18 protein-coding genes are annotated in these 18,871 nt (G+C 53.3%); 11 read left to right on the forward strand and 7 right to left on the reverse strand.

Features of this window, described 5'->3' with window-relative positions; all coding sequences use genetic code 11:
- Positions 1-24: 24 nt before the first annotated feature.
- From AYK82_RS13525 to AYK82_RS13540, 4 genes are all read right to left on the reverse strand, one after another.
- Positions 25-969 carry a DMT family transporter gene (locus AYK82_RS13525; protein ID WP_068316880.1) on the reverse strand — a complete coding sequence of 315 codons (945 nt, stop codon included), beginning with the start codon at positions 967-969 and terminating at the stop codon, positions 25-27.
- A 225-nt stretch (positions 970-1,194) separates the two neighbouring features.
- The gene (locus AYK82_RS13530; protein ID WP_068316883.1) at positions 1,195-2,370 is read right to left on the reverse strand and encodes an Mrp/NBP35 family ATP-binding protein; all 1,176 of its coding nucleotides are present in this window, start codon (positions 2,368-2,370) and stop codon (positions 1,195-1,197) included.
- A 188-nt stretch (positions 2,371-2,558) separates the two neighbouring features.
- On the reverse strand, positions 2,559-3,278 hold the full coding sequence (locus AYK82_RS13535; RefSeq protein WP_068316886.1) for a hypothetical protein: 720 nt from the start codon (positions 3,276-3,278) through the stop codon (positions 2,559-2,561).
- Between the two features lie 136 nt (positions 3,279-3,414).
- Complete coding sequence (locus AYK82_RS13540; protein WP_068316888.1) at positions 3,415-3,972, reverse strand: hypothetical protein; 558 nt, start codon at positions 3,970-3,972, stop codon at positions 3,415-3,417.
- Positions 3,973-4,467: 495 nt separating this feature from the next.
- Between AYK82_RS13540 and AYK82_RS13545 the strand changes: the two genes are divergently transcribed.
- From AYK82_RS13545 to AYK82_RS13590, 10 genes are all read left to right on the forward strand, one after another.
- On the forward strand, positions 4,468-6,444 hold the full coding sequence (locus AYK82_RS13545; protein WP_068316891.1) for a bifunctional 2',3'-cyclic-nucleotide 2'-phosphodiesterase/3'-nucleotidase: 1,977 nt from the start codon (positions 4,468-4,470) through the stop codon (positions 6,442-6,444).
- A gap of 261 nt (positions 6,445-6,705) precedes the next feature.
- Positions 6,706-7,164 carry a BLUF domain-containing protein gene (locus AYK82_RS13550; protein WP_068316894.1) on the forward strand — a complete coding sequence of 153 codons (459 nt, stop codon included), beginning with the start codon at positions 6,706-6,708 and terminating at the stop codon, positions 7,162-7,164.
- 155 nt (positions 7,165-7,319) lie between these two features.
- Positions 7,320-8,012 carry a molybdenum cofactor guanylyltransferase MobA gene (gene mobA / locus AYK82_RS13555; RefSeq protein ID WP_068316897.1) on the forward strand — a complete coding sequence of 231 codons (693 nt, stop codon included), beginning with the start codon at positions 7,320-7,322 and terminating at the stop codon, positions 8,010-8,012.
- On the forward strand, positions 8,009-9,238 hold the full coding sequence (locus AYK82_RS13560; protein ID WP_082733935.1) for a molybdopterin molybdotransferase MoeA: 1,230 nt from the start codon (positions 8,009-8,011) through the stop codon (positions 9,236-9,238). The genes mobA and AYK82_RS13560 overlap by 4 nt, the downstream gene beginning before the upstream one ends.
- Positions 9,239-9,280: 42 nt before the next feature.
- Positions 9,281-9,520, forward strand: coding sequence for a hypothetical protein (locus AYK82_RS13565; RefSeq protein ID WP_068316900.1), 240 nt, complete (start codon positions 9,281-9,283; stop codon positions 9,518-9,520).
- A 189-nt stretch (positions 9,521-9,709) separates the two neighbouring features.
- A complete protein-coding gene (locus tag AYK82_RS13570) occupies positions 9,710-10,486 on the forward strand; it encodes a transporter substrate-binding domain-containing protein (RefSeq protein WP_068317336.1) in 777 nt (258 codons plus the stop codon).
- Positions 10,487-10,850: 364 nt separating this feature from the next.
- Positions 10,851-11,633 carry an ABC transporter substrate-binding protein gene (locus AYK82_RS13575; protein ID WP_068316907.1) on the forward strand — a complete coding sequence of 261 codons (783 nt, stop codon included), beginning with the start codon at positions 10,851-10,853 and terminating at the stop codon, positions 11,631-11,633.
- A gap of 91 nt (positions 11,634-11,724) precedes the next feature.
- A complete protein-coding gene (locus AYK82_RS13580; RefSeq protein WP_068316914.1) occupies positions 11,725-12,435 on the forward strand; it encodes an ABC transporter permease in 711 nt (236 codons plus the stop codon).
- Entirely contained in the window at positions 12,432-13,361 is a 930-nt protein-coding gene (locus AYK82_RS13585; protein ID WP_244265765.1) for an ABC transporter permease, read from the forward strand. Before AYK82_RS13580 ends, AYK82_RS13585 begins: the two co-directional genes overlap by 4 nt.
- A 152-nt stretch (positions 13,362-13,513) precedes the next feature.
- Complete coding sequence (locus AYK82_RS13590; protein ID WP_068316920.1) at positions 13,514-14,395, forward strand: NAD(P)-dependent oxidoreductase; 882 nt, start codon at positions 13,514-13,516, stop codon at positions 14,393-14,395.
- A gap of 135 nt (positions 14,396-14,530) precedes the next feature.
- Here AYK82_RS13590 and AYK82_RS13595 read toward each other — a convergent pair whose 3' ends face one another.
- Both AYK82_RS13595 and AYK82_RS13600 read right to left on the reverse strand, forming a co-directional pair.
- Positions 14,531-15,019 carry an Lrp/AsnC family transcriptional regulator gene (locus AYK82_RS13595; RefSeq protein ID WP_068316929.1) on the reverse strand — a complete coding sequence of 163 codons (489 nt, stop codon included), beginning with the start codon at positions 15,017-15,019 and terminating at the stop codon, positions 14,531-14,533.
- A 205-nt stretch (positions 15,020-15,224) separates the two neighbouring features.
- Positions 15,225-15,893 (reverse strand): glutathione S-transferase family protein, encoded by a 669-nt coding sequence (locus AYK82_RS13600; protein ID WP_082733936.1) that lies wholly within the window; start codon positions 15,891-15,893, stop codon positions 15,225-15,227.
- 203 nt (positions 15,894-16,096) lie between these two features.
- Here AYK82_RS13600 and AYK82_RS13605 point away from each other — a divergent pair, with 203 nt between their 5' ends.
- A complete protein-coding gene (locus tag AYK82_RS13605; protein WP_082733937.1) occupies positions 16,097-17,653 on the forward strand; it encodes a sensor histidine kinase in 1,557 nt (518 codons plus the stop codon).
- A gap of 128 nt (positions 17,654-17,781) precedes the next feature.
- Here the strand turns inward: AYK82_RS13605 and cobT are convergent, their stop codons facing one another.
- Complete coding sequence (gene cobT / locus AYK82_RS13610; RefSeq protein ID WP_068316935.1) at positions 17,782-18,816, reverse strand: nicotinate-nucleotide--dimethylbenzimidazole phosphoribosyltransferase; 1,035 nt, start codon at positions 18,814-18,816, stop codon at positions 17,782-17,784.
- Between the last annotated feature and the right edge of the window lie 55 nt (positions 18,817-18,871).

The following is an 18,871-nucleotide window of genomic DNA, read 5'->3' on the forward strand; positions in this document are numbered from 1 at the left end:
ACTGGGGGAATTTTTTTGGGGGGGTTAAGGGCCGACCAGCTCCAGATCGGGCTTGTGTGGCGGATGTTTGCGCCCGTGCGGCGCTGCCGGAATGTTGTCGCCTTGTTGCTTGCGCTTGTATTCTCGCAGCGCCATGTAAAGCCCTGATGTCACCACAACCACCATGCCAAGTGCGGTAAGTTCATCAGGCCTTGTGCCCCAGATCACGATGCCAAGGACAGTCGCCCAAATTAGTCCAGTGTAACGCATGGGGGTGACCGCACTCATCTCGCCGCACCTTGTGGCAACAATAGCAAAGAAGTAGGCGCCAATCAGAAAGGCCGAGACCGCTGCGATAGGCAACGCATGGGCGCTGTCAAGCGAAACCCATTGTTCCTGCAGTCCTAGCCCTGCGCCCATAAAGGTGACTGCGACGCAAACAATGAAGCAAACTCCGCTGGAAGGTAGGCCCTGTGGCATAGAGCGGGTGACCAAATCACGGCTGGCCATGAATGCCACAGCTCCAAGTGCGAGTAGCGCCCATGCGTCAAAGCCTTCCATACCCGGCCGGATGATCAGCATCACCCCAACGAACCCGAGGAGGATGGCGCTCCAGCGCCGCCAACCGACCTGCTCGCCATAAAAAACGGCCGCGCCTGCGGTTACCATCAGCGGCATGGCCTGCAGCATTGCGGTAGCGTTGGCGATGGGCATGTTGGTCAGAGCAGTCAGGTACATAAGCGAGCCGACAACCTCAAGCGCCGTGCGCGCCAGCACAACTGGGTGCAGAAGGCGGGTTCCAAGCTTGAATACGCCTAGATACCAACAAACCGCCCCCATAATCAGCGTGGTTACGACGCCCCGCAGGAAAATGACCTGGCCCAGTGGCATAGACTGGGCGGTGTATTTCAAGGTTGCATCATTGAACATAAAGAAGGCGGTTGACAGCAACATGGCAACGATTGCGCGGCCATTGTCTTTCGCGTGCATGGCAATCACTTGTGGGGTTTTGGCCCCTGCTCCTATATCCAGCGCATATGCGGTGCAGGCTATATTTTGAGCCTTCGGGGGGAGGCACCTACCGACAGCGGCTGGGATAAGGGCAAGCTACGCGGTGGCCCACCAAAAAGCGAGGTGACAAACTGCCACCCCGCTACTGCAACCCTATGAAATATCACAATAATCTACAGTGGTTTTCTAAGGACTGAAACCATTTCAGCTTTCGATAATAATGCGCGGTGCGGGCCGTGCCAGCTGTGCGCGCGACAGCTTAAGAGAGGGGAGCAATTGCTCCGCAATAGATCTGTAGGCCTTTGCCGGTGCGCTGTCTGGCTCACTTATCACTTGCGGTGTTCCTGCGTCAGAGGCTTGGCGGAGCGCAAGCGAAAGTGGCACTTCCCCAAGGAAGGGGACCGCAAGCTTATCAGCCTCGCTGCGCGTGCCACCATTGCCGAATATTTCGTGGCGCTCGCCGCAAGTGTTACAGACAAAATGGCTCATATTCTCAATCAGGCCGAGCATGGGGATGCCGGTTTTGTCAAACATCGAGATCGCACGGCGGGCATCGATCAAAGCCAAATCCTGCGGAGTAGACACAACGATTGCGCCGCTAAGTGGAACTTTTTGTGCCAATGTCAGCTGTACATCCCCAGTGCCGGGGGGAAGGTCCAGTATAAGAACATCCAGCTCGCCCCACTGCACATCCCGCAGCATCTGGTTCAGCGCCGAAGCAACCATTGGGCCACGCCAGATGAGCGCCGCATCGGCATCCACCATCAACCCCATGGAAATAAACTTGATCCCGTGCGCGGTTTTGGGCCGCATTTGTTTGTTTGCAGTGGCTTCCGGCTTGCCGCTCTCGCCGAGCAACGTGGGTATAGAGGGGCCATAGATATCAGCATCAAGCACGCCCACCTTGAGCCCATTAGAAGCCAAAGCGAGAGCAAGATTGACAGTTGTCGTTGACTTGCCAACACCGCCTTTGCCTGAGGCTACGGCGACAATATGGCGTACACCGGCAATATCCTGCCCGGCGGGCTTTGCCGATTGTAGCCTTTTCGCTGGGGTTGCACCTGTTGGCGATGGCATCGCAGTAGGAGCTGCCGGTTTGGCGCCTGCTACACGCTGCGCGGTAAGCGCGACGAGCACCTTGTCGGCGCCGGGCAACACGGAGACGATTTTTTCTGCGCCGGCGCGCATCCCTTCAAGTTTTGGTGCAAGATCCTCTGGAACCTCAATAGAAAAGACGACCCGCCCGCCAGAGACACTTAGATCCTTTACCAAGCCCAGATCGACGATGTTTCCCGTTTTCTGCGGGCCTTTGACCTGTCGCAGGACTTCCAGAATTCGGTCTTCATCCAAGATTTCTTCGTTTCTTGATGGGGGTTTCATCCAAGACAATAGCTTTTTCACGCCCTGCCCTTTTTTGCTTCGCGAACTGCAATTACCGACCTTTTGCAACTAAGCAATTAGCCGCTTGCTGTTGCTAGCACAAAAAAGTCCGAGACACAGTAGAAAGCGCGCCATAAGGAAAAGGGCGACACGAAGGCCGCCCCTGATTTTCCGTGTATTGCCAAATCTTAAGCCTCATTGGCAAGCGGTTCGGAGCTTTCTTGATGTTCTGAGGCCAGCTGCCAAACAGCTTGCATAGCAGCGTAAGAAGCGGCAGCCCCAATAAGACCCAGTAGAAGAGCAATCACATAGCCGCCCGAGATCCTAAAGGCATAAAAGCCAAGCAGGCCGTTTATTGAGAAAAACACTAGGGTAAACAAGGCGTACACCCAAAGATGCTTGCGTATTGGGCGTGTAAAGGCCCAAGCCTGTTTAATTCCGCCCGAACCGCTACGGGCCAAGAAAGCATAGGCTGGCACCATCCGCCCCATACACCACAACACGAGAAACAGGTAGGTTAGGCCGGCTACCCCTACTATCACAAAGGGCACGGATACAAAGAACTCAACGTTTAGCAAATAGACCGCAACAACAGGCGCAACACACAGCACAAAGAAGGCAACAATTTTTATAGAGAGCCATGTATAAGACACATAGCGCGCCAACACTTGGCTGCCGGGAGATTGCAAACCGTTCATCTCTTCGAGCCAATAGCCGATGGTATAGAACATAAGCAAATAATAGGCAATTTGCGCGGGCCAATAACCCCACTTTGGCAATAGATCAGGATTCAACGGATATTGCGCAACCAGTAAACTGGCAAGCTGCATCAAAAAGAGCAGCGCCCATGCGGAAGAGCTTCGCCCGCGCAAATTGCTAAATATTAATCCAAGAAATCTACCAAGCATGTTTTAATCCTTACTAAAATAAAGAACGCGTCAATACAACCATAAAGCGCATTGAAGCAATGTGCAATTTTTTGCATAGTAAACTCATACAATAAAACAAGACCCGTACTAATCTTTAGTTGTAGGAGAATTTCTGTTAGTCCGCGACTGGAGCAGGCCTAATGCGCGCATCTATTTGTTCGATTGAAATCGTGTATTGCTTGCATTCATTCCATGCCGCTTGAACAATACAAAGGAGTGATGAGTGCAAGAAGCTTTCGACCAACAATCTGACAAGAGAGCTCAGGTGCTGGTCGGCGATGGATTCATACAGAGGCCTAAACGCGATTCCTAGTAATTCAACCAATAGAAGCGGCAGCCATAAGGCGAAAGCAAGTTTGCGGGTTATCACCCAGCTTTCAATTATACTGGCAGACCCTCGCTCAACGAACATCGGCAGGACGACGCATATTCTTATAAAAGACCAAAAAAAGAGGAGCAGAGTTGTATATATAAGGAATTTACTGATCGGCTTGTATTCTGGACTGTTTATGTCCAAACCAAATTGCCAACTGGTAATAAAAATGACTGCAAGATAACCAGAGGTTAGTAATATCATCAAGCACACTGCGCTGAATCCCAGTTTTAAAAGAAACAGCAGTAGCTTTTTTGCTCCTGTGAGAAACTGGGCGTTTGAATACTCTACTGCATTCATTGTTAGCAACCAGTACAGCAAAGCGAACACGCAAAATATTATCGAGAAAGCAACTAATGTTAATCCGACAACACTTTGAAGCGTGTTGCTAAATGGGGTACATTTCCAATGCGGCAACAAGCGGAACGCGAAAAGCAATCAGCAAAAGCCAGAGAAACAACGTTTGCGAGCGAAAAACTTTTTAGAATTTCCTTTGGGAAGCCAAGTAGTGCCGACATTATAAATATCCAAAACATCTAATAAATATTTATGGAGTTTAGAGCAATAACGCTCAGAGACTACTGAAAATGGCTAATTAATCACTTAAAAGCACCCACTGAAATGTGAGCAATCGTTGACCCGTTAAGGTCGCCGCCAATACAACCGCACGCGCGGTATCATACTGCTGCAATATTGACGTGTATTTTTTCACTTATTGATGGATTTTTTCGAATCTTCCAGTCATGCTGATATTTCTTCGTCATTTTGACGAGGGCTTAGATTTAGGAGAGACACATGTCTTCGCAGTTTTCGCTCACCCGTCGCGGCGTTTTGGGAGGCCTTGCAGCTGCTGGTGCCTCCAGCCTGTTGCACCCCTACTCCGCCTTTGCATCCGGTAACACTGCCCATCTGCGTTTGATGGAAACCACCGATTTGCATGTTCATGTCATGCCCTATGATTATTATTCGGATCGGCCGGTGGACACAGCGGGCTTGGCGCGTACTGCGAGCATAATCAATCGCATTCGCTCTGCGGCAACCAATACCATGCTGGTTGATAATGGTGACTTCCTGCAGGGTAACCCTATGGGCGATTACATTGCCTACGAGCGCGGGATGCATGATGGGGATGTGCATCCGGTTATCAAGGGCATGAATGTGCTGGGTTATGACGCTGCCACCCTTGGCAACCACGAGTTCAACTACGGTTTGGACTTCATGACCAAGGTGCTGAACGGCGCTAACTTCCCATTTGTCTGCGCCAACCTTGTGAAGGGCCAACTGGGCAGCAATGGACGTAAAGATAGCCTGTTTTTAAAGCCTTATGTCATCGTTGAGAAGATGATTACAGATGGCAACGGCCAGAGCCATCCGATCAAAGTCGGCTTTATCGGCTTTGTACCACCGCAAATCATGAACTGGGACGCCCGCCATCTGGTTGGCAAGGCCAACGCGCGTGACATTGTTGACGCTGCCAAGGCTTGGGTGCCGGTGATGAAAGAGGAAGGCGCTGATATTATTGTGGCGCTTTCACACTCTGGTATTACGGGTGGACGTTACATGGAGGGGCAAGAGAACGCCTCGCTGCACCTTGCAGGCGTTGATGGCATTGATGCGCTGTTTACCGGTCACCAGCACCTTGTCTTCCCCGGTCCTGCATTTGAAGGCATTGAGGGCGTTGATGTTGCCGCTGGCACCTTGATGGGCAAACCTGCGGCGATGGGTGGTTTCTGGGGCTCCAACCTTGGTGTTATCGATCTGATGGTTGAGCGCGATGGCAACAATGGCTGGAAGATTGCCAAATTCACCACAGAAGTACCAAGCATCTACAAGAAAGATGGCCGCAAGCGCATTCCGCTAGTTGAGAGCGATCCGAAAGTGGAAGCAGCTGTGGCTGAAGATCACAAAGCCACTCTTGCTTACGTGCGCCGAGCCGTTGGCGAGACATCCGCGCCGCTTTACTCCTACTTCGCGCTCGTTGCCGATGATCCGTCGGTACAGATCGTCTCGCAGGCGCAAACCTGGTACACCAAGCAGATGCTGAAAGATGGCCCATATGCTGCCCTGCCAGTGCTTTCGGCTGCAGCGCCGTTTAAGGCCGGTGGCCGTGGTGGCCCTGAATATTACACCGATGTCGCAGCCGGTGCGGTGGCGATCAAGAACGTCGCCGATCTGTACCTCTATCCAAATACCACGCGTGCGGTGAAGATTAAAGGTAGCGACGTTAAAGAGTGGCTGGAACGCTCTGCCGGTATCTTCAATCAAGTCGTGCCGGGCAAGACCGATCAGCCACTGATTAACCCTAGCTTCCCGAGCTACAATTTCGATGTGATTGATGGGGTGAGCTACCAGATCGATCTATCGCAGCCTTCCAAATACGGACCGAAAGGTGAGCTGGAAAATGCCGATGCAAACCGCATCGTCGATCTGATGTTCGAAGGTAAGCCAATTGACCCTGAGCAGGAGTTCATTGTGGCGACCAACAACTACCGCGCCGGTGGCGGGGGTAACTTCCCGGGCATCAACGATGAAGTTGTTGTGTTTGTTGGACCAGATACCAACCGCGACGTGATTGTGCGCTACATTGTCGATCAAGGCGTTATCAATCCATCTGCGGATGCTAACTGGGTGTTCAAGCCGCTAGACAACACCAGTGTGCTGTTTGAAACCGGCCCGGCTGGTAAAAAATACATGGGCGATGTGAAGGGTGTACAGATTGAAGAAGCGGGCGATGGCAAGGACGGTTTTGCCGCCTACCGCATCACACTCTAGTAGCATTTTACTATTTGCCAAAAAGGGGCAGCCAGCTTGGCTGCCCCTTTTGCGTTCTGCCTCCTGTGATGATCACGGACCCTCTTTGATTGGTAGGCTTTTATTGCACGTATGTATGCACAGGCAGTTATCCGCAGTTTTACCCCGAGTAATTTCGAGTTAATTTGCAATAGGTTAGTGCGTTTCCCTTTACCTTTCACTCATAGTTTTGGCGGCAGGATAGGACAAACAGACCCCTCCAGTTGTACGGAGCTGCCCTCGATGCAAGACGTTCAGTTGTTTTTTAAAAGTAAGATCCATTGGCCCGCGCTTGGTTATAAGCTTGAGCCACATCTGGAAAGTACGCTGACGCGCCTGCGTAGGTTTAATACAAAGCACGAACTGAGCGGTGCACTCATTCTAGGGGAGAACCATTTGTTTTTCACGGTTGAGGGCAACGAGAAGGCCGTGAACCACTACTTCGCCGCTGCACTAGAGGATCGGCGCCACTCAGGGGTGAAGGCACTTGCCTTTGAACACGCGGGATTTCGGCTGTTTGCAGGTTGCCCTTTGCAGCTTTGCGATTTACGCGTCGCGAGCCCTAACGATATAGCACCTAGCTTCGACACATTGTTACGCTATCCCGATCACGTGGACGGGGATGATTTGAAGGAGGCGTTTACGCTGATTTCGCTGCGACTGGAGCAAAGCCGATTTACCCAGCAGTTTGCCTTGATGTAAGCGAGGCTATCTGCACGTCAGGGGTGGTGCAGGCTAAAACCTGCGATTAATTATGGCAGGTGATTGCATTTGGTGAAAGTTCGGCTAGCTTGTGAGACATAAGCGCGATGCATTCGTAAGTGCGGGCGTAGAATGTCTAAACAGGTTTTGCGCTCATGGCCCAGCCCTCCCCTGCTGCCCCCTCTGCACGTCCCGATAAAGCACGGGAGAAAACCCTCGGCTGCGTGCTCTCTGGCGGGTTATCCCGGCGCATGCTAGGAGCCGATAAGGGGGCACAGTTGCTTGAGGGTAGACCACTGGTGGCGCATGTGGCTACGCGCTTGAGCGCTCAAGTGGACGCGCTGGTTATCTCCAGCAATGCGCCAACAACAGCGCATGTGGAACTCAATTTGCCAATCCTGCCCGACATCATGCCCGGCCACTTGGGACCTCTCAGTGGCATCTTGACCGCACTTGACTATGCAACGCAGAATGGGTTTTCGCAGGTGTTGGTTGGGGCGACGGACACGCCGTTTTTTCCCACGCACCTGCTGGAGAAACTGGCAACGCAAGCCGATCAGCAGACGGCCAAAGTCTGCGTCGCGGCGAGTGGTGCGCGCCTTCATCCAACCTTTTCGCTGTGGGCTACCTGCCTGCGCACTCCGCTATCTAGTTATTTGCAAGCAGGTGAGCGTCGTCTTATGGGCTTTATCAATGCACAGGCACACGCGATATGCCACTTCCCTTTAATGGAAGCAGAGGGACGGCAGCTGGATCCCTTTTTTAACATTAACAGTCCGGAGGATCTTGCTGGTGCCAGCGAAGACGCGGCGCTCTGGGCGGCATTAGACGACGAGGCCAACGCATGACAGCAACCCACGAAAGCCTGAGTCACAACCAAGCAATTGCCCTGCTGCAAGACATGGCGCAGCCGCTGAACAGGCGTGAGACACAGCCTTTGGCGGCGTGTTATGGCAGGATCCTTGCTGAAGATCTGGTGGCGCAACGGGATGTGCCCGCCTTTGACAATTCCGCCATGGACGGCTTTGCCCTTGGGCCGGCTTCCTGCGAAAATCCATTGATCTATCAGGTGGTCGGCACCACCTTTGCAGGAGATAACAGTGGCCCCACATTAATGGCCGGAGAGGCACGCAGGATATTTACCGGCGCTCCGGTTCCGGGAGGCTGCGTTGGGGTTGTGCCGCAGGAAGACTGTCAGTTTAACGAGGAGAGTGTCACCTTGAGCGCCGCTGTGCACGCGGGGGCAAATATCCGGCAGCGGGGTGAGGATGTGCGGGCGGGTGCTACGGTGCTTGCACGCGGCACGGTGCTGCGCGCGCCGGAAGTGGCGCAGTTTGCAGCGGAAGGACGGGTAGAAATTGAAGTCTATGCGCCTGTCAAAGTCGGGGTATTTTCCACTGGCAATGAGCTGGTGCAGCCGGGGGCGCAAGCTGAAGCGGGGCAGATCTACGATGCCAATCGCTACCTGTTGTTTGGTGCCTTAAACAAACTGCCGGTGGAACTGGTTGATCTTGGTATTCTGCCCGATGATGGCGCGGCAGTGCGCAGCGCATTGCATGAGGCCGCGTCGAGCTTTGATGTGCTGCTGACCTCTGGCGGGGCCGGACAAGGCAAGGCAGATTATGTCAGCGCCGCGATTGCTGAGCTTGGCGAACTCAATCTATGGCATTTAGCCATTAAGCCGGGGCGACCGTTTATGGCCGGTCAGATTGGTGCGTGCTTACTGCTTGGCCTGCCGGGAAATCCGGTGGCGGCGCTGGTGAGCTTTCTCACCTATGCACGCCCTGTTTTGCTAGCGCTGGCCGGTGCTGGCTTTATACAGGCTGAGCCGCTGCTGGTGCCCGCCGGGTTTCAAATTGGCAACCGCAAAACAGGCAGACGCGAGTTCTTACGGGCCCGACTGCTGCGAAATGCCGAGGGGCAACAAGTGGCCGAGAAATATGCGCGAGATGGCTCGGCGCTGCTTTCGTCCCTAAGCTTTGCCGAGGGCCTGATCATTATAGAAGAAGAAATCGCGGAGGTTCGCGCTGGCGATCTGCTGCCCTTTGTCAGCTTCGCTGCACTGGGCTTGTAGTTTTCCACTGCAATCAACACATGGCCTGCGCGAGAGCAAGCGGTGCAGGCTTGGCGCTATGCAAATCTACTCGGCGAAAGAGAAATTTTACAGTCACTCAAAGAGATCAAGCGCATTACCACCGGGGATTGGCGATCCGCTGGATTAGACAGCGCAAGGCAAGCAGATTACCGGCGGCTGGCGCTGGCAGACCTACAAATTGCCTGGGGCAAGTTACAGCCTAAGATTGTCAGCAATAAACCAAACAACCCAATAGTGATATTTTACCCAAAAGCCGCTTAAGGCTAGGATATTTTTTCCGCATTTCACCACTATCAGCTCAAGTGATCTCAAATTGACAGCACTTGAGAACTCACGGATAAGGCAAAGATCCGCATGTTGCGGTGGCAAAGTTGGCTCGCTTATGGGCAGGCAGAAATGGTTGGCTCCGACTGTCTGCATGGGCTTGAGCCTTTGAAAATAGGGACTGACATGAATCTGGTTGGTATCGCTGCGCTTGGCGTGGCTGTGGTTGCTGGTGCCTTTGGTGCACACGCAAAAGAGTGGACTTCCATTAAGATTGGAACCGAGGCGTCATACCCTCCTTTTGCCTTTGTAGATGCCTCTGGTGAGCTCGCCGGCTTTGATATTGAAATCGGCAACGCCCTTTGCGAGCAGATGGAAGTGAAATGCGAGTGGATTTCGCTGGATTGGGATGGGCTCATTCCCGGTTTGATTGCGGGCAAACATGACGCGATCCTCGCCTCAATGTCGATCACAGACGAGCGCAAACAAGTCATCGGTTTTTCCAAAAAGTATTACCAGACCCCCTCGGGTATCGCCGTATCTAAGGACAGCCCTTTGACTGAGGCAACACCGGAGGCGCTGGAAGACATGATTGTCGGGGCGCAGGGCTCGACCACGCACTCTGTCTTTGCCGAAGAAACCTTCGCCAACTCCGACATCAAACTGTATGGCACAGCGGAAGAATACAAGTTGGAGCTGGAGAGCGGACGCATTGATGCGGCAATAGACGATATCATGATCCTCAGCGAGTGGGTGAAAAGCGAAGATGGCGCCTGCTGTAAGGTGCTGCAGGGCTTCAAGAGCGTGCCCGCGATTCACGGCGAAGGCGCTGGTATCGGCGTGCGCAAGGAAGACATGGACTTGGCCGACAAGTTCTCCAAGGCGGTCGCAGAGCTTCGCGCCAACGGCACGTATAAGGCGATCAACGACAAGTACTTTGATTTTGACGTCTACGGCGACTAAGTCGCTGCGTAAAAACAAGAAGATCCAAAAGCAGCTCTGAGCCATAGAGCTGCTTTTTTGTTGTTCGCGCCGACTTTGCTTCTATATGCACTATTTATTCCCAGCAAGAACCAGCAGCGTAAGCAGAAGCTTGCCGAAGGCGTAGTGTTTTCCCCAATTTGGGATAAATTCGTGCCAATCTCAGCGAAATATTGCAGTATTTTCCCTAAAAATCGGCAATCTGGCTAGGTTTCACCCGCAAACTGGGTAATTTTGGGGTGCCAAAACCAGATTTTGCCGTTAAATAGGTGGAAGACCGGCACTTTTTACGAGGATCGGGAAAAGCTGACACATAAGTCTGCATTTAAATTCCAGGGGATTAAACATGAAGTTTTTAAAAATTACCGCCGCTGCTGCTGCTCTTGCTGCCGTTGCCTTTGCTGGCGCTGCTCAGGCAAAAGAGTGGACCAAAGTTCGCATGGGCACTGAAGGCGCCTACCCTCCGTTCAACTACATCGATTCTGATGGCAATCTGGGCGGTTTTGACGTTGAGATCGGCAATGCACTTTGTGAAGAGCTGAAGATCGAGTGTGTCTGGGTCACCCAAGACTGGGATGGCATCATTCCGGGTCTGGTTGCCGGCAAATTTGACACGATCATTGCTTCCATGTCGATCACACCAGAGCGCCAGAAGAAAATCAGCTTCTCCGAGAAGTACTACAACACCCCGCCAGCGCTTGCTGTACCTAAAGACAGCGACCTGAAAGGTGTAACCTTGGAAGACCTGAAAGGCCGTATTATCGGCGCCCAGAGCTCGACCACGCACTCCACCTATGCCGAACAGACTTTCACTGAGTCTGATGTGCGTCTCTACCCAACCGCTGAAGACTACAAGCTTGATCTGGAAAGCGGCCGTATCGACGGCGCTGTAGATGATGTGATGGTGCTGTCCCAGTGGATTGACGAGGAAGGCGGCGATTGCTGTAAGATCCTTGGCACCTTCAAATCCGTGCCTGAAATCCACGGTGAAGGCGCTGGCATTGGCGTTCGCAAAGGCGACGAAGATCTGGCAGCGATGTTCTCCAAAGCGATCAAAGCTATCCGCGCCAACGGCAAGTACAAAGAAATCAACGACAAGTACTTCAAGTTCGACGTTTACGGCGAATAATCGTTTCGGCTATACGAACAAAACTACAACGACGGTGGGGGGCTGCGCTCTCCACCGTTTGCTATAAAACGCCACAGGGAATACCCCCATTATGGACGAGATATTGGTGATGCTCTCTTACGGCCCATTGGGCTGGGGAGACGAGATCCTAAAAGGGACAATGATGACCGTTGGGCTGGCACTGGCCAGTTTGCCCATTGGTTTTGCACTGGGGCTGTTGCTTGCCCTTGCCAAGCGATCCAGCGAGCCAAATTTGCGCTCTGCCGCCAATATCTACACCACCCTGTTTCGCGGGCTGCCAGAGCTTCTCACCTTGTTCCTTGTCTATTATGGCGGGCAAATGCTGGTGCAGAGAGTTGTGGGCCTGTTTGGCGTTGAGCACTTTGAGGTGAATGCGTTTTTTGCCGGAATGATTGCATTATCGCTGGTGTTCTCCTCTTATGCCTCCGAAGCTTTTCTCTCGGCCTTTAAAGGTATTCCGCGCGGCCAATATGAAGGGGCTTATGCGCTGGGGATCAGCCGGGTAAAAACTTTCTTTTTGGTTATCCTGCCGCAATTGATCCGCTTGGCATTGCCTGCACTGGGCAATCTTTGGCTGATTTTGCTGAAGGAGACTTCGCTGGTGTCGATTATCGGGCTGGCAGATTTGATCCGTTATTCCAACACTGCTGCACGTGTGACCAAAGAGCCATTCCTGTTTTTCTCAGTCGCCTGTGCGATTTATCTGGTATTGGCTGTCGTCTCCTCCTACGGACTGAGCCACGTTGAGGGCTGGGCGAAGCGCGGGGAGCGGTCAAAATGAGCGGGGACAACACGATGAATTCGACCAGCGAAAGCGCCTCTGGCCAGCAGGCCGTCCTGCCACCGATGATGAGCGACAGCCGTGGCTGGACCGCGGAGCGCATTATCGGCACGACCTGGTTGTTCCTGTGGGCACTGGGGGGCCTCGGGATCCTTTGGTTCCTTTTGGACAGCAACAATGTGGCTCTCTCGGTGACTTGGGCTGAGCAGTTCCCTTATTTTGCAGATGTTCGGCTGACGGCTGACGCCTCGTTTCTTGAGAAATTTGGCGGCAAACTGCTTGACGGCTTTATTGTCACATTACAGCTGGTTGCGGCGTCATTGGTGCTTGGCGCTTTGATTTCCATACCGACAGCTGCCATGCGCATGACGACAATCAAACTGCTGCGCTGGATTGCCTATGCATATGTGTATTTTTTTCGTGGCACGCCCCTGCTCGCGCAAACCTTCTTGATCTACTATGGATCCGGCTCATTTCAGGCTGTGCTGAAGGACGTTGGCATGTGGTGGTTCTTCCGCGATGCATGGAACTGCGCGCTGTTGGCGTTCTCGCTCAACACCGGTGCCTATCAGGCAGAAATTCTGCGCGGCTCGATACAGAATGTGCCTAAAGGCCAGTGGGAGGCAGCAGATGCTCTTGGCCTGTCTCGGTTGGTGACCTTCTGGAAGATCATTCTGCCACAAGCGCTGATTGTTTCCCTACGCCCCTACGGCAATGAAATCATATTGATGATCAAAGGCTCGGCCATCGCATCGATTATCACCATCTTCGATTTGATGGGTGAGACCCGGCGGGCGTTCTCGCGAACCTTTGATTTTCAAGCCTACATTTGGGCTGCACTTGCCTACTTGATCATGGTGGAGACTTTACGGCGGTTGTGGGATGTGTTCGAGCGGCGGCTTACCCGGCATATCGGTCATCACTAAACGCGCAAGTAACCAAACTTACATATCTGATGGTTGCAATCACTTTAAAAGCCGGGGCCGACGCTCCGGCTCTTTTTGTTTTCATCGACGGCTGTTGCTGCGTAAGATCCATGCGAGTAATGGGATTCGCAGGAAACGGAGAGTGAGACACTATGGCAAAAGTTGCGTTTATTGGCCTTGGCGTGATGGGCTATCCGATGGCAAAACACCTGTCGCAGCGAGGTGATCATGAAGTGTGCGTATACAATCGCACCTACCGAAAGGCCGAGGACTGGGCAAGTGAAACCGGCGGGCGCCTTGCCGCCACTCCGGCGAAAGCAGCAGATGGAGCCGATTTTGTTTTCACATGCGTTGGCAATGATGATGATCTGCGCGGCGTAACTCTTGGTGAAGATGGCGCCTTGGCGCGGATGCAGGCAGGAGCCACCTTGATTGATTGCACCACAACATCTGTCGAGGTTGCGCGCGAACTCTATGGCTATGCCCGCGAAAAGCAGGTGGGTTTTCTTGATGCCCCGGTATCCGGCGGGCAAGCCGGTGCAGAAAACGGCGTTCTTACGGTGATGGTCGGTGGGGATGAGCCGGTTTATGCGGCAGCGGAGCCAGTGATCGCCTGCTTCGCGAAGTTTGTTGGCCTGATGGGCGGCAATGGCGCCGGGCAGCAGGCAAAGATGGTCAATCAGATTTGCATTGCCGGGCTGGTACAGGGCCTATCCGAAGGCATGCACTTTGCGCAGAAGGCCGGGCTTGATATTGAAAAAGTGATTGCCGCAATTTCCGGCGGTGCTGCACAATCTTGGCAAATGGAAAACCGCTGGAAGACTATGGCGGATGGTGCATATTCCCATGGCTTTGCTGTGGATTGGATGCGCAAGGACTTGGCGTTTTGCCTAAAGGCGGCGGAAGAAGTGGGCGCCTGCTTGCCCGTTACCGCGCTGGTGGATCAGTTTTACAAGGATGTTCAGGCGATCGGCGGTGGGCGCTGGGATACTTCTGCGCTATTGGCGCGGCTTAATCACATGAGCGGGGATTGACGTTCCTCGCCTTAAAAAAACAGGCGTAGGCGCGCAAGCGCCTATCGCAAGGGACACAGAAAAACCCCGCAAGGGCTGAAAAGCCATTGCAGGGTTTTGCCGCTTAACCTGCTAAGCTGTCGTACCAGCGCAGTTTTATGCGTTCGCTTTTGGTTTTTCCGCAGGCACATAGGATAGGGGCAGCTCGGTGGTGTACTTGATCTGCTCCATCGCGAAAGTTGTCGAAACATCGCCAATGTCTATCTTGGCGATCAAACGCTTGTAGAACGCATCATAGGCATCAATATCCGGGACAGAGACACGCAGCAAATAATCCACCTGCCCTGCCATGCGATAGAACTCGACAACCTCCGGAAACTCACTAATGACATCGGCAAATTTTCGCAGCCAATCATCCGTGTGTTGGCTGGTGGTTACCGCGACAAAGGCGGTCACTTTGGTGTTCACCTTTTTAGGATCGAGCAACGCGACCCGTCTGGTGATTACACCATCTTCCTCCAGCTTTTGAATGCGGCGCCAGCAAGGGGTGGTTGAAAGACCGACACGGCGACCGATTTCGGCCACAGGCACGGTGCAATCCTCTTGCAGTATTGCCAGAATGCGGCGGTCAATACGATCTATCATGGCGGTCTCCGGACTTATTGAATCAGCTTGTTATTTAGTGACAAGCCTAACGCTCGCGCATTGGTTGCGCAGCAAATAGGGTCCCTCTATACCGCAAAAACCTAGAATAGTTTTCTAAATCACAAATAGGTTGGAAAATTTTGGACGCATATAGGCCATTTATGCCATTCCTCTGGCATATTTTTTTAAGGTAATCTTGTAGTTCTCACGCTGTTTGTGCCTGCTGCAATGCTGCCTCGTCCTCCCATTGCAACAATTTCAGCTTTTCGCTAAATGAACGGCGTTGTTGTACCCTCTGCCAATAGGCATGGAGATTTTCATAGTTTGCCGGGATTTCCACGCGGGCCAGCTTAGAAAACTCGAGCGCGCATCCCAGTGTAATATCGCAGATCGTCAAGCGGTCACCGGCCAGAAACGTGTTTTCCTGCAATTGCCTGTCGAAAATAGGGAGAGCTTGGCTAAGTTTTTGCCGGCACGCTTCCGCCCAATGGGGCACCTGGGGCACTTCAAGCTGTTCCATTGCCGGGTGCAGATGGCGGAATACCTGCGCGACCATATTAAAAACATGCAGCTCCGCGCGCCTTTGCCACATCTCCACATGCGCTCGCTCGCGCGCAGTTTGGCCAAAGAGCGGCTTGATCGGATGCATTTCTTCAAAATACCTGCAAATGGCAACACTTTCCGTGATGACACTGCCATCGTCAAAAAGCAGAACCGGAACTTGATGAAATGGATTCATGTTATCAAAGTTTTTTGTCAGCGCTGCGCCTTGCATTATATCAACATGGTAAGCATCAAGCGCAATTCCCTTTTCGAGAAGGTAAATACTCACCCGTCTTGCATTAGGCGCTATGCTGTGTCCAAGTAATTTCATCTGTAAGACCCACACTTTCTAATAGATGAAAATAACAGCACACCCCCATTATTGCCAGAGTGGCACACTTCTTAATAAATGAAAATTTGGCATTAATACCTTAGTAACCATAGTCTTGAGAGCAATCTTAATTTTCTGTGTTCATTCTAGCCAAAACACTTTGCTTTCTATCAAGGTAACCCTTGGTGAGATTGGACAGGTTAATGCGTTTAGACAGGGTCGATATTCCACTTGATACAGCGGCGCAGGGGGTAAATCCGCGCGCGCAAATCGACGGCAAGCGGGCGCTCCGCCGCCGAAAACTCCTCAAGAAACTGTGGCTCTGGCGGCAGGGGCAGGCGCGGCGCCAGTTTGGCACTCAGGAACACCAAGCCCAACTGCTTGGTATTTTTGCCCGCAACAGGCAAGCAACACGGTTTGCGATTCCTTTGCTTGCGTTTGTGGCCGGTGGGCTTTCGCTGCTTTGGTTGCCTATGATGTGGGTCGGAATGTGGGGTTGCGTCGCTTCCTTAGGCTTCGTTTTCGTAGCTCTCAGCACACGCAGAGTGCTTCTAGACTTGAAAAAGAAACGCCGCGTTTTTAGCAAGCAACGCAGACTGTTGTTCTCTGGCAGTGCGGCATTGGCACTGGTTTGGTCCAGCTTCTTTCTGCTCGGTTATGTGGGCGAGGGAGCTGCCGGGCTTGGCAGCTTGCAATTCGCCACCTTGCTTGTCTATCTGGCCGTGACAACTATGCTTGCCACGCCCCTTCCTGCTGCCCAGCTGATTGCCACTGTCCCGGCGACAGTTGCGCTCGTACTTAGTCTTGCCAATACAGATCAGCCGGTTAGTTTGGTGCTTTGCGCTCTGGCGCTGGCGGCACAGGCGTTCTTTCATATGCTTACGCGCCAGCTGCACAAGAATGCTGTTGCGATGCTGGCGCATCGCAATGAAAAGGATGCGCTCCTGCGCGAGATGAAGCAAGTACACGCCATATCCCTTGATAGTTTGCGCCGCGCCGAGGAGGCCAATCTGGCGAAATCGCGTTTTTTGGCGACCATGAGCCATGAACTACGCACCCCTTTGAACGCTATCCTTGGATTTTCAGAGGTTATGAAGGATGAAGTGCTGGGCAAGATGGAGAACCCAACCTATCTGGATTATGCGCAGGACATTCACAGTTCTGGCGAACACCTTCTCAATCTGATCAACGAGATTCTGGATTTGTCGCGGGTGGAGGCCGGGCGTTACGAACTTCACGAAGAAGCGCTGGATCTGGCAGCGGTTGTTAGCGCTTGCCGCCATCTGGTGCAGATGCGTGCCAGTGGTAAAGCGATCCGCATTCACGAGCATTACGAGGAGACCCTGCCTCTGCTTTGGGCGGACGAGCGCTCCATACGGCAGATGGTGCTCAATTTATTGTCAAACGCAGTGAAGTTTACGCAGGAGGGCGGCGAGATTTGCCTGCGCGTTGGCAAGCGCAGTACGGGCGAGCAATATGTCTGCATCCGTGACAATGGCCCGGGCATCCCGGAGGACGAATTGCCCGTGGTGATGGAGGCATTTGGACAGGGGCAACAGGCGATTGAGAGCGCTGAACAGGGAACCGGGCTAGGTTTATCGATTGTGCAAGTCTTTGCCGAACTGCACGGTGGTTCATTCTCCCTACGTTCCAAGACAAATGTTGGCACAGAAGCGGAGATCGTCTTTCCGGCATCGCGAGCGGCCAGTGCACTAAGCCCACATCAAACGATTGGTGCAGGATTGAAAAATCAGGCATAATTGCTGGTTTACGCAGCAACCTGTTGTCGAAGCCCAGCCGCAGGCGGCGCCGGCAACAGCTAAAAAGCAAGGGCGCCTTAGCGCCCTTTCCGCTTGTCTTATACAAATTGGCCCTTGCGCTGCGCGCCTCAAGACGCGGCGCTTGGGGCCACCGCAGCTTGCTCAAAAGTGGCCATGCCAGCGTGGGTCTGTGCTGCCGCCTTGATTATACCGGCGGCTACGGCGGCGCCAGAGCCTTCGCCAAGGCGCATGCCCAGATCCAGCAGAGCTGTCTTATTCATCGCCTGCAAAACGCGCTGGTGGGAAGGCTCGGCAGAGGCGTGGGAGAATAAACAGTGATCGATCGCGGTCGGGTCCATGGCATAAAGCACGGCAGCGGCGGCTGTGGTCACATAGCCATCGACCACGACGGGCACTTGCTGCATACGCGCTGCGATAATAACGCCAACCATGGCCGCAATTTCGCGTCCCCCAAGGCGGCGCAGAATCTCAAGTGGTTCATGGCTTTTCGGTCCGCCGATGCGGGTCACGGCCTGTTCTACCACGTTGATCTTGTTCTGCAGCGCCTCGCCGCTGACACCGGTACCGGGGCCGACCCAATCCGCCGCGGAGCCGCCAAACAGCGCGTAGTAAAGCGCTGCGGCGACCGTGGTGTTCGCAATGCCCATTTCGCCAAGGCAGATTAGGTCCGTGCCGCCAGCCAGCGCTTCCATGCCAAAGGCCATGGTGGCTGCGCAATCGTTCTCGGCAAATGCGTCGTCTTCGGAAATATCTGCTGTGGGGTATTCCAGTGCCAGCTCAAAGACCTTCAAACCAAGATCATAGGCGATACACAGCTGGTTGACTGCTGCACCACCAGCGGCAAAATTTGCCACCATCTGCTGAGTGACCTCGGGTGGAAACGCGGAAACCCCCTTTTGTGCCACTCCGTGGTTGGCAGCAAAGACTGCCACAAGCGGGCGTGTTACTTTGGGCTTTGGCTGGCCTTGCCAAGCAGCAAGCCACTCGACAATTTCTTCCAGCTTGCCAAGCGAACCTGCTGGCTTGGTCAGTTGTGCATCGCGGGCACGTACGGCCGCTACGGCTTCTGTGTCCGCCTCGGGCATGGCATTGATCAGGTTTTTAAAATCATCAAATGGCAGGGCAGAACTGGCCGTCGACATGCTGGCTTCTCCGGTAAAAACAGCGCAATGAAGAGATTCACAATGGTGTTCTATA

The sequence above is a fragment of the Polycladidibacter hongkongensis genome (assembly GCF_001561995.1).
Lineage (GTDB): Bacteria > Pseudomonadota > Alphaproteobacteria > Rhizobiales > Stappiaceae > Pseudovibrio > Pseudovibrio hongkongensis.

Bases quoted from the DNA above. Each gene is read 5' to 3' on its own strand.
- AYK82_RS13525 (WP_068316880.1), bottom strand. From the start codon at position 969: ATGCACGCGAAAGACAATGGCCGCGCAATCGTTGCCATGTTGCTGTCA.
- AYK82_RS13530 (WP_068316883.1), bottom strand. From the start codon at position 2,370: ATGAAACCCCCATCAAGAAACGAAGAAATCTTGGATGAAGACCGAATT.
- AYK82_RS13535 (WP_068316886.1), bottom strand. From the start codon at position 3,278: ATGCTTGGTAGATTTCTTGGATTAATATTTAGCAATTTGCGCGGGCGA.
- AYK82_RS13540 (WP_068316888.1), bottom strand. From the start codon at position 3,972: ATGAATGCAGTAGAGTATTCAAACGCCCAGTTTCTCACAGGAGCAAAA.
- AYK82_RS13545 (WP_068316891.1), top strand. From the start codon at position 4,468: ATGTCTTCGCAGTTTTCGCTCACCCGTCGCGGCGTTTTGGGAGGCCTT.
- AYK82_RS13550 (WP_068316894.1), top strand. From the start codon at position 6,706: ATGCAAGACGTTCAGTTGTTTTTTAAAAGTAAGATCCATTGGCCCGCG.
- mobA (WP_068316897.1), top strand. From the start codon at position 7,320: ATGGCCCAGCCCTCCCCTGCTGCCCCCTCTGCACGTCCCGATAAAGCA.
- AYK82_RS13560 (WP_082733935.1), top strand. From the start codon at position 8,009: ATGACAGCAACCCACGAAAGCCTGAGTCACAACCAAGCAATTGCCCTG.
- AYK82_RS13570 (WP_068317336.1), top strand. From the start codon at position 9,710: ATGAATCTGGTTGGTATCGCTGCGCTTGGCGTGGCTGTGGTTGCTGGT.
- AYK82_RS13575 (WP_068316907.1), top strand. From the start codon at position 10,851: ATGAAGTTTTTAAAAATTACCGCCGCTGCTGCTGCTCTTGCTGCCGTT.
- AYK82_RS13580 (WP_068316914.1), top strand. From the start codon at position 11,725: ATGGACGAGATATTGGTGATGCTCTCTTACGGCCCATTGGGCTGGGGA.
- AYK82_RS13585 (WP_244265765.1), top strand. From the start codon at position 12,432: ATGAGCGGGGACAACACGATGAATTCGACCAGCGAAAGCGCCTCTGGC.
- AYK82_RS13590 (WP_068316920.1), top strand. From the start codon at position 13,514: ATGGCAAAAGTTGCGTTTATTGGCCTTGGCGTGATGGGCTATCCGATG.
- AYK82_RS13595 (WP_068316929.1), bottom strand. From the start codon at position 15,019: ATGATAGATCGTATTGACCGCCGCATTCTGGCAATACTGCAAGAGGAT.
- AYK82_RS13600 (WP_082733936.1), bottom strand. From the start codon at position 15,893: ATGAAATTACTTGGACACAGCATAGCGCCTAATGCAAGACGGGTGAGT.
- AYK82_RS13605 (WP_082733937.1), top strand. From the start codon at position 16,097: ATGCGTTTAGACAGGGTCGATATTCCACTTGATACAGCGGCGCAGGGG.
- cobT (WP_068316935.1), bottom strand. From the start codon at position 18,816: ATGTCGACGGCCAGTTCTGCCCTGCCATTTGATGATTTTAAAAACCTG.